Source organism: Methylobacterium fujisawaense (assembly GCF_014138435.1).
Lineage (GTDB): Bacteria > Pseudomonadota > Alphaproteobacteria > Rhizobiales > Beijerinckiaceae > Methylobacterium > Methylobacterium fujisawaense.
Map to the genome: position 1 here is coordinate 546,687 of NZ_JACJIM010000001.1, position 14,865 is coordinate 561,551.

The 14,865-nt window shown below is 75.4% G+C and carries 17 protein-coding genes; 3 read left to right on the forward strand and 14 right to left on the reverse strand.

The features are described 5' to 3' along the window. Positions 1–4: 4 nt before the first annotated feature. The 11 genes from GGQ91_RS02640 to GGQ91_RS02690 are packed head-to-tail and all read right to left on the reverse strand — an operon-like array spanning position 5 to position 8,984. Entirely contained in the window at positions 5–3,913 is a 3,909-nt protein-coding gene (locus tag GGQ91_RS02640; RefSeq protein WP_182591281.1) for a baseplate multidomain protein megatron, read from the reverse strand. Further along, on the reverse strand, positions 3,901–4,476 hold the full coding sequence (locus tag GGQ91_RS02645) for an NlpC/P60 family protein (protein ID WP_179697619.1): 576 nt from the start codon (positions 4,474–4,476) through the stop codon (positions 3,901–3,903). Before GGQ91_RS02645 ends, GGQ91_RS02640 begins: the two co-directional genes overlap by 13 nt. Then, complete coding sequence (locus tag GGQ91_RS02650) at positions 4,473–5,348, reverse strand: DUF2163 domain-containing protein (protein ID WP_053609246.1); 876 nt, start codon at positions 5,346–5,348, stop codon at positions 4,473–4,475. The genes GGQ91_RS02645 and GGQ91_RS02650 overlap by 4 nt, the downstream gene beginning before the upstream one ends. A gap of 14 nt (positions 5,349–5,362) precedes the next feature. Next, positions 5,363–6,004 carry a DUF2460 domain-containing protein gene (locus GGQ91_RS02655; RefSeq protein WP_179697618.1) on the reverse strand — a complete coding sequence of 214 codons (642 nt, stop codon included), beginning with the start codon at positions 6,002–6,004 and terminating at the stop codon, positions 5,363–5,365. 43 nt (positions 6,005–6,047) lie between these two features. Then, the gene (locus GGQ91_RS02660; protein ID WP_043349533.1) at positions 6,048–6,620 is read right to left on the reverse strand and encodes a phage tail tape measure protein; all 573 of its coding nucleotides are present in this window, start codon (positions 6,618–6,620) and stop codon (positions 6,048–6,050) included. Positions 6,621–6,629: 9 nt separating this feature from the next. Continuing rightward, the gene (locus GGQ91_RS02665) at positions 6,630–6,833 is read right to left on the reverse strand and encodes a phage tail assembly chaperone (RefSeq protein WP_075382066.1); all 204 of its coding nucleotides are present in this window, start codon (positions 6,831–6,833) and stop codon (positions 6,630–6,632) included. 14 nt (positions 6,834–6,847) lie between these two features. Beyond that, the gene (locus GGQ91_RS02670) at positions 6,848–7,180 is read right to left on the reverse strand and encodes a gene transfer agent family protein (protein WP_043387351.1); all 333 of its coding nucleotides are present in this window, start codon (positions 7,178–7,180) and stop codon (positions 6,848–6,850) included. Between the two features lie 5 nt (positions 7,181–7,185). Beyond that, on the reverse strand, positions 7,186–7,596 hold the full coding sequence (locus tag GGQ91_RS02675; RefSeq protein ID WP_043349538.1) for a phage major tail protein, TP901-1 family: 411 nt from the start codon (positions 7,594–7,596) through the stop codon (positions 7,186–7,188). Between the two features lie 11 nt (positions 7,597–7,607). Continuing rightward, positions 7,608–8,036, reverse strand: coding sequence for a tail completion protein gp17 (gene gp17, locus GGQ91_RS02680; protein WP_043387353.1), 429 nt, complete (start codon positions 8,034–8,036; stop codon positions 7,608–7,610). Continuing rightward, a complete protein-coding gene (locus tag GGQ91_RS02685; protein ID WP_043349544.1) occupies positions 8,033–8,386 on the reverse strand; it encodes a head-tail adaptor protein in 354 nt (117 codons plus the stop codon). Before GGQ91_RS02685 ends, gp17 begins: the two co-directional genes overlap by 4 nt. Before the next feature lie 34 nt (positions 8,387–8,420). Continuing rightward, entirely contained in the window at positions 8,421–8,984 is a 564-nt protein-coding gene (locus GGQ91_RS02690) for a head-tail connector protein (protein ID WP_182591282.1), read from the reverse strand. Positions 8,985–9,009: 25 nt separating this feature from the next. Between GGQ91_RS02690 and GGQ91_RS02695 the strand changes: the two genes are divergently transcribed. From GGQ91_RS02695 to dps, 3 genes are all read left to right on the forward strand, one after another. Beyond that, a complete protein-coding gene (locus tag GGQ91_RS02695; RefSeq protein ID WP_182591283.1) occupies positions 9,010–9,792 on the forward strand; it encodes a S1 family peptidase in 783 nt (260 codons plus the stop codon). Between the two features lie 126 nt (positions 9,793–9,918). Then, entirely contained in the window at positions 9,919–10,830 is a 912-nt protein-coding gene (locus GGQ91_RS02700; protein ID WP_182591284.1) for a S1 family peptidase, read from the forward strand. Positions 10,831–10,942: 112 nt separating this feature from the next. After that, on the forward strand, positions 10,943–11,488 hold the full coding sequence (gene dps / locus GGQ91_RS02705; protein WP_182591285.1) for a DNA starvation/stationary phase protection protein Dps: 546 nt from the start codon (positions 10,943–10,945) through the stop codon (positions 11,486–11,488). 247 nt (positions 11,489–11,735) lie between these two features. Here dps and GGQ91_RS02710 read toward each other — a convergent pair whose 3' ends face one another. The 3 genes from GGQ91_RS02710 to GGQ91_RS02720 all read right to left on the reverse strand — a co-directional run bounded on the left by GGQ91_RS02710 (position 11,736) and on the right by GGQ91_RS02720 (position 14,854). Further along, positions 11,736–13,028 carry a phage major capsid protein gene (locus tag GGQ91_RS02710; protein ID WP_182591286.1) on the reverse strand — a complete coding sequence of 431 codons (1,293 nt, stop codon included), beginning with the start codon at positions 13,026–13,028 and terminating at the stop codon, positions 11,736–11,738. Between the two features lie 26 nt (positions 13,029–13,054). Continuing rightward, a complete protein-coding gene (locus GGQ91_RS02715; RefSeq protein WP_182591287.1) occupies positions 13,055–13,567 on the reverse strand; it encodes an HK97 family phage prohead protease in 513 nt (170 codons plus the stop codon). A 93-nt stretch (positions 13,568–13,660) separates the two neighbouring features. Beyond that, positions 13,661–14,854, reverse strand: coding sequence for a phage portal protein (locus tag GGQ91_RS02720; protein ID WP_053609249.1), 1,194 nt, complete (start codon positions 14,852–14,854; stop codon positions 13,661–13,663). Between the last annotated feature and the right edge of the window lie 11 nt (positions 14,855–14,865).

Consider the following 14,865-nt stretch of genomic DNA (forward strand, 5'->3'; position numbering starts at 1 on the left):
GCGGTCAGGCCGTGCGGACGGGGATGCGGGCGCGACAGGCAGGGCCGGGGCCGGCGACCTGCCCGATCTGCGCCACGGCGACGTCGAGATGCGCCTGGGCCCCGCCGAAATCGGCCGCCTCGTCCGCGTAGAGACAGTGCTGGGCCTCGGCCCGGAGCGTGCGCAGGGCCGTGCCGGCGGCCGAGAACAGCGTCACCGCGTAGGACTCCGGCTCGTCGAGCGGGATCTCGGCCGGCTCCCAGGCGTCGCCGTCGCGGCGGGCCCGGCGGATCCAGGAGAGCCGCACGCCATCCGCGCCGCGCCGCGCCCGCAGGTGGACCGGCCGCAGCGGCGTGAGCGCCGCGAGGCCGGCCGTGGCGGTGAACTCGGTGAAGGCCGGATCGGCCGGATCGCTGTCCGCCGGCCCGATCCGGTAGCGGAAGGCGCGGCCGACCTCGTCCAGCCGGTCGATCAGGGGCGTCACGGCGCCGTCGTCGAGGCGCACGATCAGGCTCCCCGCCGGGCTGACGCGCCCCGCCGCCGCCTCGCTTCCGGCGAGCCCGCGCAGGAAGCCGGACAGCCGGTAAGTGTCGGGCCCGGTCAGCAGCGCGTTCGCCGCGCAGAGCAGCTCCACGGCGCCATCCGCGCCGAGCAGGGCGAACAGGTTGCCCCCGGCGCGCATCGCGCCCTCCCCGATCGACGCGAGGGCCGCGCCGCGCCGCAGGGCGACGTCGAGATGCACGCCTCGCTGGATCCGCCAGAGCGGGCCGGCCGGCAGCGCCGACAGGGTGCGCCCGAGGCAGGCCGGGTAGTCGACGACGCTGTGCAGGGCGAGCGGTCCGTCGCCCGCCGCGCGCCAGATCGCAAGCGCGCCGGGCCAGGGTTCGGCCGCCACCGCGGCGTATTGCAGGACGGTCGGGCTGCCGCGGTCGACCGGCAGGTCGAGGGCCAGGGCGAGCGGCGGTCCCGGGAAGGCGGGCGGCGCCACCGCCGCCTGGGCCATCTGGCGAGGCAGCCCGCGCCCGGGCCCCGCCCGGGGCGGCACGCCGCTCGCCTCGATCCGGCGGCCCGTGGGCGCGTCGTCGATCCGGTCGATCCGGTGCAGGACCGTGCCGCCCGGAACCGCGCAGGGCACCGCCAGGAGGTCGCCGGGCTCCAGCTCGACCCGGCGCGGGCTCACGGTGAACACCGCGCTGTCGCGGGCCGCGATCAGCCGGTCGAGCAGCGCCTCGGCGAGCCCGTCGCCGGTCTCGCGGCGGGTGACGATCGCCGACTCGATCCGGGTCTCGCGCCGCCGCAGGCCGGCGGGCCGCACGGCCGCCGCCGTGGCGCGTCGGTAATCCGGGCTCTCGGATTCGGTGATCCCGAGCTCCACGGAGCGCGGCAGGGCGCTCTCCTCGGCCCGGACCTGGTGCAGGACCGGCCGGTCCTCGGACAGCCGGACGAGGTCGGCCTCGGCCAGGACCACGGGCCGGTCGCGGCGGGGACCGCGCAGGCGCAGGGTCCCGGCCACCGCCGAGACGTCGAGGCCGTAGACCTGCGCCAGGGTCTCCAAGGCACCGCGTGCCGTGAGCGGCCGGTCGATCACGTAGCCGTCGAGATAGGCGGCGGCCTCCACGGAGACCGGCGCGTCGAAGCCGAAATCCGCGAGGATCCTCAGGACCAGCAGGTCGAGGTCGCAGCCCTCGATCCGGCCGGTGATCCAGTGGCCCACCCGCCAGTTGGCGTTGTCGGCCCAGACGCCCCGCACCGTCGGGAAGGCCGGGAAGGGCCGCGCGTCCCAGGCCCAGACGAAGATCCCGTCGGGATCGACCATGCGGCCGCCATAGACCGGCGAGACCGGGTTGTCGGCCTCCCGGAAGCCCGGCACGGCCGGGTCGAACCGGGCGATCACGGCTTCCAGACCGCGGAGCTGGATCAGCTCGTCCCGCAGGGCCCGGGATTCCGGCGGGAAGGCGCTCTCGGAGGATTTCGGGTCCGGGAAGACGTTGGGGCCGTTGGTGCCCTTGTCCACCGCCGGCACGCCGATCTCGGTGAGCCAGATCGGCTTGCCGGCCGGCACCCAGGCGGTGCTGCGGGTCTCGACGCCGCCGTCGCGCTCCATGTGCGGGCTCGACCACCACGCGACGAGATCCTTGGCCCGGTAGAGCCACGGCTTGCCGGCGGCGCCGTCGGTGATCGGCCGGCGCGCCTGGGCGGCCCGGTCGTCTGCGTCGGCATAGTACCAGTCGAAGGCCTCTCCGGACGCGCCGCGCGCCTTGAGATAGGCCCGGTCGGCGATGTCGCCCGTCACCGCGAGGTCGGCGTGGTCCGGGTCGTCGCGCCAGTCGGAGACGGGCGGGTACCAGTCGATCCCCACGGCGCCGATGTTCGGATCGGCGAACAGCGCGTCCAGGGGGAAACGCACCGTGGCGCCGCCGTCGCGGACATGGGCGCCGTACTCGGTCCAGTCGGCGCCGTAGACCAGGGTGACCGCCGGGCCGAGGCGTTCGCGGAGCGCGGCGGCGAGGTCGCGCAGGGCGTCCACGGCCGGGTAGCCGGCGGCGCCGCGCACCCGGTTGAGGCCGACGAGCTCGCTGCCGATCACGAAGGCCGCGAGCGGCACCCCGGAGGCCGCCCAGCCGGCTGCGAGGCCGGCGTAGTGGAGCAGAGCGGCACGGTACCCGCCCGCGAAGAAGGCCGCGACCTGCGCGTCGGCCGCGGCGGTCCCGTCCGGACTTCCCGGGCAGCCCGGGGCCGGATCGCAGGTGATGCGGCCGCGCCAGGGATAGGCGGGCTGCGCGGCGCCGGGGACGTGCGGGTCGGGCAGCGCGTTGCCGGCCGGCACGTCCATCATGACGAACGGATAGAGCGACACCGCGAGCCCCCGGCGCGCCAGCTCGGCCACCAGCCGGGTCAGGCCCGCATCCGCGGGGGTGCCGCCATAGGCCGGGCTGCCGTCCGGCAGGGTCGAGACCACCTCGGCCCGGTCGCGGGTGATCCCGGCAACGCGCCAATCCTCCGGCAGGGCGCGCTTGTGTGCGGCCTCGACCTTCGGCACGACCCGGCAGAATCCTGCCCGCAGGTCGGTGCCGAACCACGTCGCCACCACGGCGACCCGGCGCAGGTTCGGGCAGAGCGCCTGGAGGGCGTCGAGGGAGGCGACGACGTCGGTGCCGCGCTGGAGCTGGTGCCGGTTGGCGGCCTCGGTCCGGCCGAGCCCGAGATCGACGGTGACCCGGTCCGGATCGAGGCCGAACTCGCTGGCGCCGGGGATCAGGTCGACGGCCCGCACCCGGCCGAACAGGCCGTTGACCGGGCGGATCACCTCGAAGGCGAATTGCGGGACGCGGTTGCCGAAGGCGGCGAGCGGCAGGTTCTCGAACACCACATAGGCGAGGCCGCGATAGGCCGGCGCGGTCTCAGCCCCCTCCTTGGCGACGATGAGCGGGTCGGGCTCCTGGCCGGGGCCGCCGGTATGGACCCGAAGGTTCAGGCCGACCTGGTCGATCTCCTTGCCGTCCGCCCAGATCCGGCGGACGAAGGCGATCTCGCCCTCGCACAGACCGACCGCGAGGTTGGCAAAGTAGGTGTAGCGGGTCGTGACGGTCCTCTGGCCGCCCGTCAGGCCGCCCATGGCCTTGGCGGGCGCGGCGGCGCGCTGCACCGCGGTGTTGGCGACCTCCAGCGGACGGGTCGCCCAGATCAGGGTGCCGCCGATCCGCGCCCGGCCGTAGACCCGCGGGATCGGATCGCCCTCGGTGGAGGTGAGCCCGGCCACGTCGGCGAGCCGCGGCCCTTCGACGAAGCGCGTAGACCGCCCGGACCCCGACAGGGCGCCGCCCAGCGCCGCGCCCGCGACCGAGCCGAGCGCCCGCCCGACCATGCCGCCGATCGGACCGCCGAGGGCGGTGCCCACCGCCGCGCCGGCCGAGGACAGGATCAGCGTCGCCATGGCGGGGCTCCGAGATCGACCTGTTCGCCATCGACTCGGCGGTCTCGATGCGCACCGCGGCCGGGCCGCGGGTCAAACTCGGCGACGCCGCGGCGGCCCGACGGGACGTCCGGAAACCGGAACACCCCCGTCACGTGCCGACGCCACCAGCCGGTGAGCGCCACCTCGGCGACCACCGCGCCGTCGTGGGCATGGATCATGGCGCCGTCGCCGGTGGCGATGGCGCAGTGGCGCGCCGGCAGGTGGCGGCGGAAGGCGAAGAGCAGGACGTCGCCCGGCCGCGGCGCCAGATCCGCCAGGGGTCCCGGCACCGGCACGAGGTGGCGGGCGGCCGCTTCGGTGAGGGGGTCGGTCCCGGGCGCGGCCGATTCCGCCCAGGTTCCCGAATAGGGGGGCGGCCCCTCCGGCTCGTCCCCGTAGAGCCCGCGCCAGACCCCGCGCAGCAAGCCCAGACAGTCGCACCCTACGCCCCGGAGCGAGGCCTGATGCCGGTAGGGCGTGCCCAGCCACAGGCGCGCCTCGCCGAGCGCCGCAACACCGATATCCCGCCGCATCGCGCTCATCGGAACAGGCTCCCGCCGTCGAGGACGTGGTCGGAGCCCGGCACCGCGCGCATCACCGCGTCGTTGCCGGGCATGTGCGGGAAGCCCTGGAAATTGACCGCGTTGGCGAAGCGGTCGCGGCACGTGGCGAGGCGCTTGTCGCACCCGGCCGTGAGGCTGAAGCCGTCGCCGACGGCGACCGGCCGGGGCGGCACGGTCCAGAGCTCGATCAGGGACCCGAGCTGGAGGCGCAGATCCGCCGCGAGCCCGGCATTGGCCCCCGCGGTCCAGGTGAGCCGCCCGCCGGTGAACAGGCCGTCCGCGAAGGCGCCGACGAGCGTCGCCGCGAGCGTGGCCGGCTCCGGCACGCCGGTCACCCGGCCGGTGGTCGTCCACGCGGCGCGGTCCACCCGGCAGCGCGCATCACCGAGATCGGCACCGCAGGTCGCCCGGTAGGTGCGGCCCCGCTCGGCACCGAGCCGGTGGGCGAGGCCGCGCAGCTCCGCCACGAAGGCGTCCCCGTCGCGGCGCACCTCGCCGATGGTGGCGACGTCGATGAGAAGCCGCGTCTCGGGGTTGGTCCAGTCGACCAGCCAGGTCTCCACCGCGGCGCCGTCGTAGAGGCCGCCGGCGATGTCCGCCTCGGTGAGGCCGAGGCTGCTGAGCGCCCCGGCCACGTCGCCGCCCGAGACCGCGAAGCCGAGTTCGGCGCTGGCCTCGGCCGCCTCCAGCCCGGTGCGGGCGGCGTGGACGAGGCCCGCGACGGTCAGGTCGCGGTCGTGGTCGGTGAAGCCGAGGGCGAGCCCGTCGCGCCGCCGGAGGGACCAGCAGCGGCACAGGGTGGTCACGCCGCCCGCGAGATGGGCCGCGAAGGCCTCCGGGATGTCGCGCATGGCCTCACGCCTCCTCAGGGCACGATCTCGACGAGCGGCACCTTCGGGATCTCCCCGGCCGTGAAGGCGGCGAGGTCGATGGTCAGCGCGTCGGTGTCGAAGCGGACCGGAACGTCGAAGGCGAAGCCCGCCGTCACCGCGGCGCCCGGGGGCGGGACTTGGCCGGAGGCGAAGGTGACGAGACCGGTGGTCGGATCGCAGGCGAAGGCGCCGGGTTCGATCTCCCGGCCCGAGACCGCCACCCGGACGCTGCCCGCCACCGGCTTGGCGATCCGGCGGCGATAGGGCGCGAGACCGGCGCCGTAGGTCTTCACCAGGGGGAAGGCGGTCGCGGTTCCGTCACCCGTGCCGAGAGGCTGGTCGAGGGGCCCGATCGGCCGGCCGGGCGGCCCGGAGCGGCCGTCGACCCGGTCGCGGAACCGGAAGCCGTAGAGCCGCCCGCGCCGCTCCTCGAAGAAGGCGAGCACAGCATGCAGCGCGTCGAGGCCGCGCATGCCGAACCCGGCATCGTAGCGGCGGCGGGAATCGGCCCAGCGGCCGTTCCGGTGCTCCCGGCCCGAGGCCAGGGTCACGATCTCGGTGAGCCGCTGCGGGCCGCCGCTCGCGCGCAGGGACACGTCGAGGGGGAACAGCACCTCGTGGAAGTCGTCGGCCATGGCGAACTCGGCGGTTGGAGCGGGGCGTCGGCGGCGGGATCCCTCACGTCGCCCGCTGGCCGCGCGCCACCGCCCGGGCGAGGCTCGCGGTCACCTGGGCCTCGGAGCGGCGGAAGGCTCCTGGGTCGGGAGTCGCGATGTTGACGGTCACGGAGACCGGCCGGGCCTGAGCGCCACCCGCGGCGACGCCGAGCCGCCCGTCCGGACCGCGGCCCAGGGGCAGGATCGCCTCGGGGCCGGCCTCGCCCATGAGGCCGGCGCCCCCCGCCATGGGGAAGTAGGTCGGTGCGGCCACGACACCGCCGGCGGCGAAGGGCTGGACGCGGCCGCCCCGGAACACGCCGCCCCGGGCGAAGCCGGCCTCCGAGCCCGAGCCCAGCATCGCGCCGATGAGGCCCGTGACGCCCGATTGGATCGGCCCGGCCGCCGCCCGCGCCGCCACGCCGGCGAGGCGCGCCCCGATCGTGCCGAGCACCCCGTCGAGGCTGCGACCGGAGGCGGCCCCGCGGGTCAGGGCCGTGTCGAGGCTGCGGCCGAAAGTCTGCGCCAGGCGGTCGAGGGTCTCGAGCTGCCTGATCCGGTCGTCGGCCTGGGTGTCGGTCTCGCTCTCGGCCATCGGGGCGCCTCATGTCGGATCGGGATAGGCGGCGAGCAGCCGCGCGAAGGCGGCGCGGGTCAGGGGCTCCGGCCCGCCGCGCCGGCCGAGCGCGGCGGCGAATTCGCGCGGGGTCGCCGACCAGAAATCGCGGGGCCGCCAGCCCAGAGCGCCGAGGCCGAGGGCCAGGGCGTCGTCCCAGGGGAAGCGGCCCGGAGCCGGACGCGGCGGCAGATCCGCATCCGGCTCTAGGGAGGGTTTGCCGGGCCCGGCGCCTCCCCGAAGGCGGCCGCCAGGACGTCCCCCAGGGCGGCCGAGACGGCATCGAGCCCCCCCGCCAGGGGCAGCCGCGCCACCGCCGCGTCGTCGAGATCGTGGCCGCCGCCCCGCAGGGCGACGCCCAGAAGGGCGATCAGGTCGCGGGCCGAGACGCGCCCGCCCGCGAAGCGCGCGGCGAGGCCCGCAAGATCGCCGGCCTGGAGCGCGGTCTCCAGCTCGGCCAGCGCCCCGAGGGTGAGGCAGAGGGTGTAGCGCTGCCCGCCGAGGTCGAGCGGCACCTCGCCGCGGATCCGGTTGGCCATGGGATTCAGGCCGCCGCGAAGGCGAGTGCGCCGCCGGATTCGAGGCTCATGTCGAAGGTCACCTCGCCGGCATGGTCGCCCCGGTATTCGAGGCTCGCGATCTGGAACGGTCCCTCCAGGGTCCCGAAGGCCGGGATCACGATCTGGAACACCTCGACCGCGCCCTCGAAGAACAGCAGCCGCAGGCGCGCATCCGACGCCTGGTCGCGGAACACGCCGGAGCCGGCGATCGCGGCCCGGCGCACCCCCGCGCCGGCCAGCAATTCGCGCCAGCGCCCGGCGGAATCGGCGTTGGTGACGTCGACGGTCTCGGCGTTGAGGGTGATCTGGCGGCTGCGCAGGCCCGCCACCGCCGTGAAGCCGCCCGCGCCGTCGCCGGCCCGGATCAGCAGGTCCTTGCCCTTCTGCGCGCCCATCGGCCTTCTCCTCACAGGGTCTCGGTGACGGCCTCGACCGTCAGGCTCGCGCGGGCCTCGCCGGTCCGGGCGTCGCGGTGGGCGCGGACGGCCCGCACCCGCAGGGTGACGAGCCGGCAGCCCGCAAGGGGGAGGACGGGCGGCGTCGCGGCGTCCTGCAGCAGGGCCGCCATCCGCGCCGCGGCGTCGAGGGCGGTGCGCACCGAGCCGGCCTGAGCGATCACCACGATCGCGTGGCTGTGCCGGTGGCGCTCGGCGCCGTCGACGGAATCGTCCGTGATCTCGGCGTCGCCGAACAGGGCATAGACCGGGAGCGTGCCCCGCGGCGGCTCGTCGTAGAGCCGGACCCGGCCGCCCAGCAGGGCCGCCAGGGCGGCATCGGCGGCGAAGCGGCCGATCAGGCCGGCGCGGAGCGCCAGGAGCGGGCCCGGATCGCTCACGACCGGCCCTCCCGGGGCAGTTCCTCGACGTGGCAGATCAGGTCGCGGCCCCGCGCATCCGGCTCGGTGACGGCGCGGATCGCGAAGCGGCGGGGCCCGGCGGCGAGCCGCATGGTCGGGTCGAGCTCGGCCCGGCTCCGCAGGGTGACGCGGTAGGCGGGCAGCGTGTCGGTGCGGCCGCCCGCCGGGCGATCGGCCATCCCCGCCGGGGCTAGGGCCCCCCACAGGACCGGGCCGGCCACGTAGCGGCGCAGCACGCCCCCGAAGCCGTCCGGCTCTTCCAGGGGCCGTTCGAGCACGAAGCGGCGGCGCCGCGCGCCGAGGGGCGGGTGTTGGGACGAGGACGCCATCGGGGAAACTCCGGGAGCGAGCGTCACAGCCGTGTCAGAGCCGCATCCGCCGGAACGGCGCGGCGAGTTCGGCCGCGTCGGTACGGGCGGCATCGGGCTCGTCGCCGCGATGCTCGTAGCGGGCGGCGGCGAGACGCAGGATCGCGAGGCGCAGAGGCTCGGGGAGCGGCGGCCCGTCGCCGCCGTATCCCGCCGCGACCTCGATCAGGATCGTGCGGCCGGCGGGATCCGGCACGGCGGGATCGATGCGCAGGGACGGCGCCTCGCCCGGATCGGGGCCGAGGCGCACGAGCCCCGCGGCGAGGTCGGTGACGCCCCCCGAAGCCTCCGCGAAGCCGGCGCGGAGGAGCGCGACCAGGGGGCTCAGGGGCAGCGGCACCTGCCCGTCCGGCGGCCATGCGGACAGGGCGATCCGGTAGCGGCCGGGGATCAGGATCCGGCGGGTCTCGATCTCCAGGCTCGCGCGCGCCGCACTGATCAGGGCCTGGAGCAGCCCGTCCTCGTCGGCGCCCGCATCGGACTCGAACCGCAGGTAGGCGCGCAGGTCGGGCACGCCCACCGGCTCGACGGCGGCGGCCTCGATGCGTAACGGGATCATCGCGCGTCTCTCTGCAGGTGGTCCGATGCCGATCTCGAAGCGCCGCCCGGTGCGCCACCCGGCGGGGGGGAGCCTTGCGGCGGTCCTTGCGGCGGCCTTCGCGGCGGCCCTGGCGCCGATCCTGGCGTTCGCCGCCCTCCCGGCGCAGGCGGTGGTCGGCGGCACCGAGGCCCCGGCCGGCGGGGCCGTGATGGTCCTGTCGTCGAAGGGCGGCGTCTGCACCGGCGTGGTGCTCGCCCCCGACACGGTGCTGACCGCCGGCCACTGCCTCGCCGACGCAAGGGAGCACAGCGTCCATTTCCGCGACGCCGCCGGCGAACCGGTCCTCGTCGACGTTGCCGCGCAGGCGCTGCATCCGGGCTACGCGCCCGGCGCGGCCGCGGCCCGGCGGCGCTCCATCGACCTCGCGCTGCTGCGCACCGCGACGCCGCTGCCGACCCGCTTCGCGCCCGTGACCCTGAGCGCCGCCCCGGCCCGGGCGGGCGAGATCCTGACCCTGTCGGGCTACGGCGCGGCCAAGCCCGGCGATCCGCGCTCCACCGGCACCTATCGCAGCGTCGGGCTGCCGGTGATCGAGCCCTACGGGCCGAGCCGGGTCCTGGTCTGGCTGAAGGGCACGGGCGGCGGCGCCTGCCAGGGGGATTCCGGCGGCCCGATCGCGGGACCGGACGGGGCCGTCCTGGCGCTGTCGGCCTGGATCGGCGGCGCCTGCGGCGGCCTGACCCAGGGCATCCTGACGGGGCCGCAGCGCGGCTGGATCGATCGCGTGCTCGGTGGCTGGAACCGGACCGCGCGCTGGACGGAGTAACGTCACGGCGACGTGTGCGCAGGGAACCTCAGCTTGGCCGGGCACTTGCCTTGCTCTAGGCTCACCGCGCGCCGCCTCCCGCATCCGGCGCCCCCACCCGCGCAGAGCGCGCGCCCGGAGATCCCGATGTCCCCTCGCCCGATCCGGACGGCCGGCCCCCGCGAGCGCAGCCTGAGGGGCGGCTTGTGGGGCGGCCTGCTCGGCGTGTCGTTGCTCGGCGCCCTGACGGGCCTGCTCCCCACGCCCGCCGCCGCGGTGATCAACGGCGCGACGACGCGGGATCCGAACGGCGCGCGCAGCTTCGTGGTGCGCATCGAGAGCACCGAGGGCGAGATCTGCTCGGGGACGCTGATCGCCCCGGACCTCGTGCTCAGCGCCGCCCACTGCGTCATGCGCCCCGCCGGATACACGGTGATCAGCGTCGACCGGAGCTTCCGGCAGCACCGGACCCCGGTGATCGCCGCCTCCATGCACCCGGACTTCGTGCCCGGCACGACCCCCGAGGATCAGCCCGGCGTCGATCTGGCGCTGCTCAAGCTCGAGCAGCCGCTCGGCAACGACTACGTGCCCCTCGATCCCCGGGGCGCCGGCTCGATCAGCAACGGCGAGCCGGTGGACATCGCGGGCTTCGGCGTGGTGGCGGAGAACCGGCGGAACTCGGCGCGGGTCCTGCGTCTCGCCCATCTCGTGTCGATCGGCTCCCTGCAGGTCGCCAACCGGGTGACCGTCGTGACCGACCGGCGGCGCATGGCCGAGACCTCGGGCGCCGGTGCCTGCCTGGGCGATTCCGGTGGCCCGATCCTGACCGGAGGCCCCGGCGGCTACCGGATCGTCGGCGTGGTGAGCTGGTCGAGCGGGGCCCTGCAGCAGGGCACGCGCCGCACCGCCTGCGGCGGCTTCACCGCCGTGACGCCGGTGGCCGAGCATGCCGGCTGGATCGCCTCGCGCTCGGCGGAACTGCAGCGGATCCAGGTCGGCGAGGCGGCCTCCCGCGGCAACCGGTCGGACTGGATGGCGCGCCCCGGCCGCAACCGCTAGGCGCGCCCTGCGGCGAAACAGTCCCGCCGCCGCGGATCCGTCGCGGCTGCGGGAACCTGAGGCCGCACCGGCACTTTCGCATCCGAACCTTTTCGACTGACGGAGCGAAAGCATGGCCGAGAGCGGCACCAGCACCACACCCCGGGCCCACAAGACCCGCAACGACACCGACTCGAACGCCAAGAAGGTCTCGATCGACGCCCTGAACGCACGGCTCGCGGACGGCATCGACCTCGCCCTGGCGATCAAGCAGGCGCACTGGAACCTGAAGGGCCCGCAGTTCATCGGCATCCACGAGATGCTCGACGGTTTCCGCACCGAGCTGGACGACCTCAACGACAAGGTCGCCGAGCGCGCGGTGCAGCTCGGCGCCACGGCGTTCGGATCGGCCCAGGTGGTCGCCGAGCGCACGAAGCTGCCGCCCTACCCGACCGGCATCTACGCCATCGCCGACCACGTCGCGGCGCTGATCGACAGCTATGCCGGCTACGCCAACGCCGTACGCGAGAACATCGACGAGACCGACGAAGCGGGCGATCCCGGCACGGCCGACCTGTTCACCGAGATCTCCCGGGCGGTCGACAAGCACCTCTGGTTCTTGGAGGCCCACGTCCAGGAGCCGACCGGCGCCCTGCGCGACGGCAATCCGGGCCGCTGAAGGCGCGCGGTCCTTCTGAAGGCGCCGGCCCGGGGGAACCCCGTCCGAGACCGGCGCCGTCCCGGACGCGTGCAGTCCCCCCTCCCCCTGTGGGGAGGGGCCAGGGGCGGGGGCGGCTCTGGACCGAGCGGTCCGGTGACGTCCGAACGCCCCCCGTCCCGGTTCTCCCTGACGGCGGAGGAGCGCGCATCGCGGATGAACCGGCGCGGCGATCCGAAAGCGCCGAGGGGAGCGACGCGGCATCCCCTCAGGAGAATTTCAACAGCTTGATCGCGTCGAAATCCTGCACCCCACCGCCGACGCGCTTGGTGGTGTAGAACAGCACGTAGGGCTTGGCCGAGTAAGGGTCGCGCAGCACCCGCATCCCGGTGCGGTCGACCACGAGGTAGCCCCGGCGAAAATCGCCGAAGGCCACCGACAGGCTGTCCTTGGCGAGATCCGGCATCGCCTCGGCCTCGGTGACCGGGAAGCCGATCAGCGTGGCGGACCGGCCGGCGGCGAGCGGCGGCTGCCAGAGGTAATTGCCCTCCGCATCTCTGAATTTGCGGATCGCACTCTGGGTGCGCCGGTTCATGACGAAGCCGGCATTCTGCCGGTAGGCCGCCCGCAGCCCGTAGACCAGATCGAACAGCACGTCCGCCGGGCTGGCGGACGGGAAGGCCCCGGCCGCCCCCGTGGCGATCGTGCCGAGCTTGCCCGGCACCCAGGCGGCATTGGCGACCGTGTCGTAGCTGAGGAAGCCCCGCGGGCGGCTCGCGCCGTTGCCGGACACGAAGGCGACGCCCTCCTGCTCGGCGAAGGCGGTCTCCACCTCGGCCGAGAGCCACGCGTCGAGATCCACCACGGCATCGTCGAGAAGCGTCTGGGTGGCGGCGGGCATCGCGTAGAGTTCCATAGCGGGGAACGCGATCTCCGACAGGGCCGGCGCGGCGGTCTCCGGTCGTGGCGCGGTCTCGGCGGCCCAGCCGGTGACCGGCGCGCCCACCGAGACCGCTCGCTTGTACTGGGATCCCGAAATCTGCTGCACGCTGGCGATCGACCGGATCGGCGAGACCTGGCCGAGGCGCGTCAGCACGGTGCGCTCGATCGTGTCGGGGACGAGGTAGCCGCCATCCGGCCCGGAGCCGGCCGACAGGGCCTTGGCCTCCAGGCGCTTCAGGCCGGCGCTCTCGCCGGCCCGGACGTACAGATCGAAGGCGGCCTTGTGCTCGTGCGCCGCCCCCGCCTCGCGGATGTCCGGCTGCCCGAGGGGCGGCCGGGCCCGCTCCAGGGCGATCCGGTCGAGGCGGGTGCGGGCGGCGTCGAGGGCCGCGTCGATCCGGGCGAGCTTCTCCTCCGTGAGCACGTCTGCGCCGAGGCGGCCCTCGATCTGGTCGATCCGGGCGTCGTTCGTCTCCTTGAAGGCCGCGAAGGCGGCGGCGAGCTCGTCGAGGGCCGAGCGGACCGGGCCGCCCTCGGGTTGCGCGGCCTTGTTCTCCAGGAGTGGCAGGCCGCTCTTCGTCGCGAAGGCGGGATCGGTGTTCAGGGTCTGGGCGTCCATCGTGAGCCTCGTCGGCGGGGTAAAAGTCAGGACCGCGCGGCCAGCCGAGGCCGGGCGGCGGGTCTGGCGGTGCGGAGCGGTGCGATCAGGCCGGCGAGGCCGCGGATCGCGTCGGCCTCCGGATCCGGCTCGGGGCTCGGGCTCGCCCTCGCCCCCGGCTGCAGCGGGAAGGTCACGAGCGAGATCTCCCAGAGATCGACCTGCTGGAGCCGGCGCTCGCCGCCGGCGCCCTTCCGGGCGCGCAGCGTGCGGAAGCCGATCGACAGCCCGTCGAGGCCGCCGCCGCGCATCAGGGCGTCGACCTCCCGGGCGCGCTGCACCGCGAGGTTGAGCTGGCCTTCCGCGAACAGGCCGCGGCCATCCTCGCGCAGGGCGAGCCACCGGCCGATCGGCTCGGCGGGATCGTGCTGGAACAGGAGCCGCACCCCCGCGGCCCCACGCCGGGCGAGGCTCGCCGCGAAGGCGCCGGGCACCACCACGTCGCGGCCGAGATCGGGCACGCCGAAGAGGCTGGCATAGCCGGAGAAATGCCCGTCCATGGGGGGATCCTCGCGTGAAGCGGGTCGTGAGGGGACGTTCGGAGCTGCCACGGGCCCTCCCTCCCCCGCGCCGGGAGGAAGGAGACCTGCGCCTCACCGGGAACCCGGCTCCTGCGGCATCGCGGGCGGGTAGCCCACCGCCTCGCGCTTCTCCGCCACCGACAGGAAATCGGCGGCCTCGACCCGCCGCCACAGGGATTCCCGCTCCACCGCCAGCGCCTCGATCCGATCGAGGTCCGGCTCCAGGTCGACGAGGCCGAAGGCGGGCTCCAGCCAGCCGGCCAGCGCCTGCGCGGTGCGGGTGGCGAGGGGGATCAGGGTCTGGCGGTAGAGGGCGCGGTTGGCCTCGGCGTAGTTGGCGTGGGTGTTGTCGCCGGGCAGCCCCAGCAGCAGCGGCGGCACGCCGAAGGCCAGGGCGATCTCCCGGGCCGCCGCGTTCTTGGCCGCGACGAAATCCATGTCCCGCGGCGACAGCGCCAGGGGCTTCCAGTCCAGGCCGCCCTCCAGCAGCAGGGGACGGCCGGCATTGGCGGCCCCCTGGTAATTCGCCTCCAGCTCCGCCTTCAGCCGGTCGAATTGCGGTTCGGACAGCGACGCCCCGGCGAAGACCAGGGCCCCGGACGGCCGGGCGGCATTGTCGAGGAGCGCCTTGTTCCAGGCGCTCGCGGCGTTGTGGATGTCGAGGGCCGCGGCGGCGGCCGCGATCGGGGCGAGGCCGCCGGTCTCGTCGTCCGGGTGGAACAGCGCCAGCGCCAGGATCGGCGCCACGGCGGCCCCGGGTTCGGGCAGATCGAACCGGCGGCTGCGTCCGCCCGCCGTGTAGAGATAGGCCGTCGGCCAGCCGTCCGGGCCCGGCAGCATCCGCATGCGCCCGGGCCGGAGAGCCTGGAGCGCCGCGATCCGCCCGTCGAGGCTCACCGCCTCGAGATAGGCCGTGCCGCCGAGCAGGAGGTCGGCATAGACGGTTTCAAGCAGGTGCGTGCCGCTCTCCCGGGGGTTCGGCCGCGCCAGCAGCGCCAGGAGGTCGCCCGCCCGCTCGGCCCCGGGGCCGGTGGCGATCAGCGGCAGGCTCGCGGCGCTCTCGGCGACGAGCCGCACCGCCCGGTGGACCACCGGGTTGGCTTGGTAGCCGGCCCGGGCGAGGGCCGCTGGATCGCGGGGCGTCCAGCTGGCCCGGCCCTCGGCATAGAGGGCGAAGGCCGGGGCCGCGGCGGCCTTGGTGGCGAGCGCCGGGCCGCCGCTGGCGCGGCGCGCCACCCGCGCCAGCCGTTCGAGGAGGGTCGACATGCCGGTCCGTT

Excerpts from the sequence above, each read along its gene's own strand:
- GGQ91_RS02640 (WP_182591281.1), bottom strand. The coding sequence starts at position 3,913 with ATGGCGACGCTGATCCTGTCCTCGGCCGGCGCGGCGGTGGGCACCGCC.
- GGQ91_RS02645 (WP_179697619.1), bottom strand. The coding sequence starts at position 4,476 with ATGAGCGCGATGCGGCGGGATATCGGTGTTGCGGCGCTCGGCGAGGCG.
- GGQ91_RS02650 (WP_053609246.1), bottom strand. The coding sequence starts at position 5,348 with ATGCGCGACATCCCGGAGGCCTTCGCGGCCCATCTCGCGGGCGGCGTG.
- GGQ91_RS02655 (WP_179697618.1), bottom strand. The coding sequence starts at position 6,004 with ATGGCCGACGACTTCCACGAGGTGCTGTTCCCCCTCGACGTGTCCCTG.
- GGQ91_RS02660 (WP_043349533.1), bottom strand. The coding sequence starts at position 6,620 with ATGGCCGAGAGCGAGACCGACACCCAGGCCGACGACCGGATCAGGCAG.
- GGQ91_RS02670 (WP_043387351.1), bottom strand. The coding sequence starts at position 7,180 with ATGGCCAACCGGATCCGCGGCGAGGTGCCGCTCGACCTCGGCGGGCAG.
- GGQ91_RS02675 (WP_043349538.1), bottom strand. The coding sequence starts at position 7,596 with ATGGGCGCGCAGAAGGGCAAGGACCTGCTGATCCGGGCCGGCGACGGC.
- GGQ91_RS02685 (WP_043349544.1), bottom strand. The coding sequence starts at position 8,386 with ATGGCGTCCTCGTCCCAACACCCGCCCCTCGGCGCGCGGCGCCGCCGC.
- GGQ91_RS02690 (WP_182591282.1), bottom strand. The coding sequence starts at position 8,984 with ATGATCCCGTTACGCATCGAGGCCGCCGCCGTCGAGCCGGTGGGCGTG.
- GGQ91_RS02695 (WP_182591283.1), top strand. The coding sequence starts at position 9,010 with ATGCCGATCTCGAAGCGCCGCCCGGTGCGCCACCCGGCGGGGGGGAGC.
- GGQ91_RS02700 (WP_182591284.1), top strand. The coding sequence starts at position 9,919 with ATGTCCCCTCGCCCGATCCGGACGGCCGGCCCCCGCGAGCGCAGCCTG.
- dps (WP_182591285.1), top strand. The coding sequence starts at position 10,943 with ATGGCCGAGAGCGGCACCAGCACCACACCCCGGGCCCACAAGACCCGC.
- GGQ91_RS02710 (WP_182591286.1), bottom strand. The coding sequence starts at position 13,028 with ATGGACGCCCAGACCCTGAACACCGATCCCGCCTTCGCGACGAAGAGC.
- GGQ91_RS02715 (WP_182591287.1), bottom strand. The coding sequence starts at position 13,567 with ATGGACGGGCATTTCTCCGGCTATGCCAGCCTCTTCGGCGTGCCCGAT.
- GGQ91_RS02720 (WP_053609249.1), bottom strand. The coding sequence starts at position 14,854 with ATGTCGACCCTCCTCGAACGGCTGGCGCGGGTGGCGCGCCGCGCCAGC.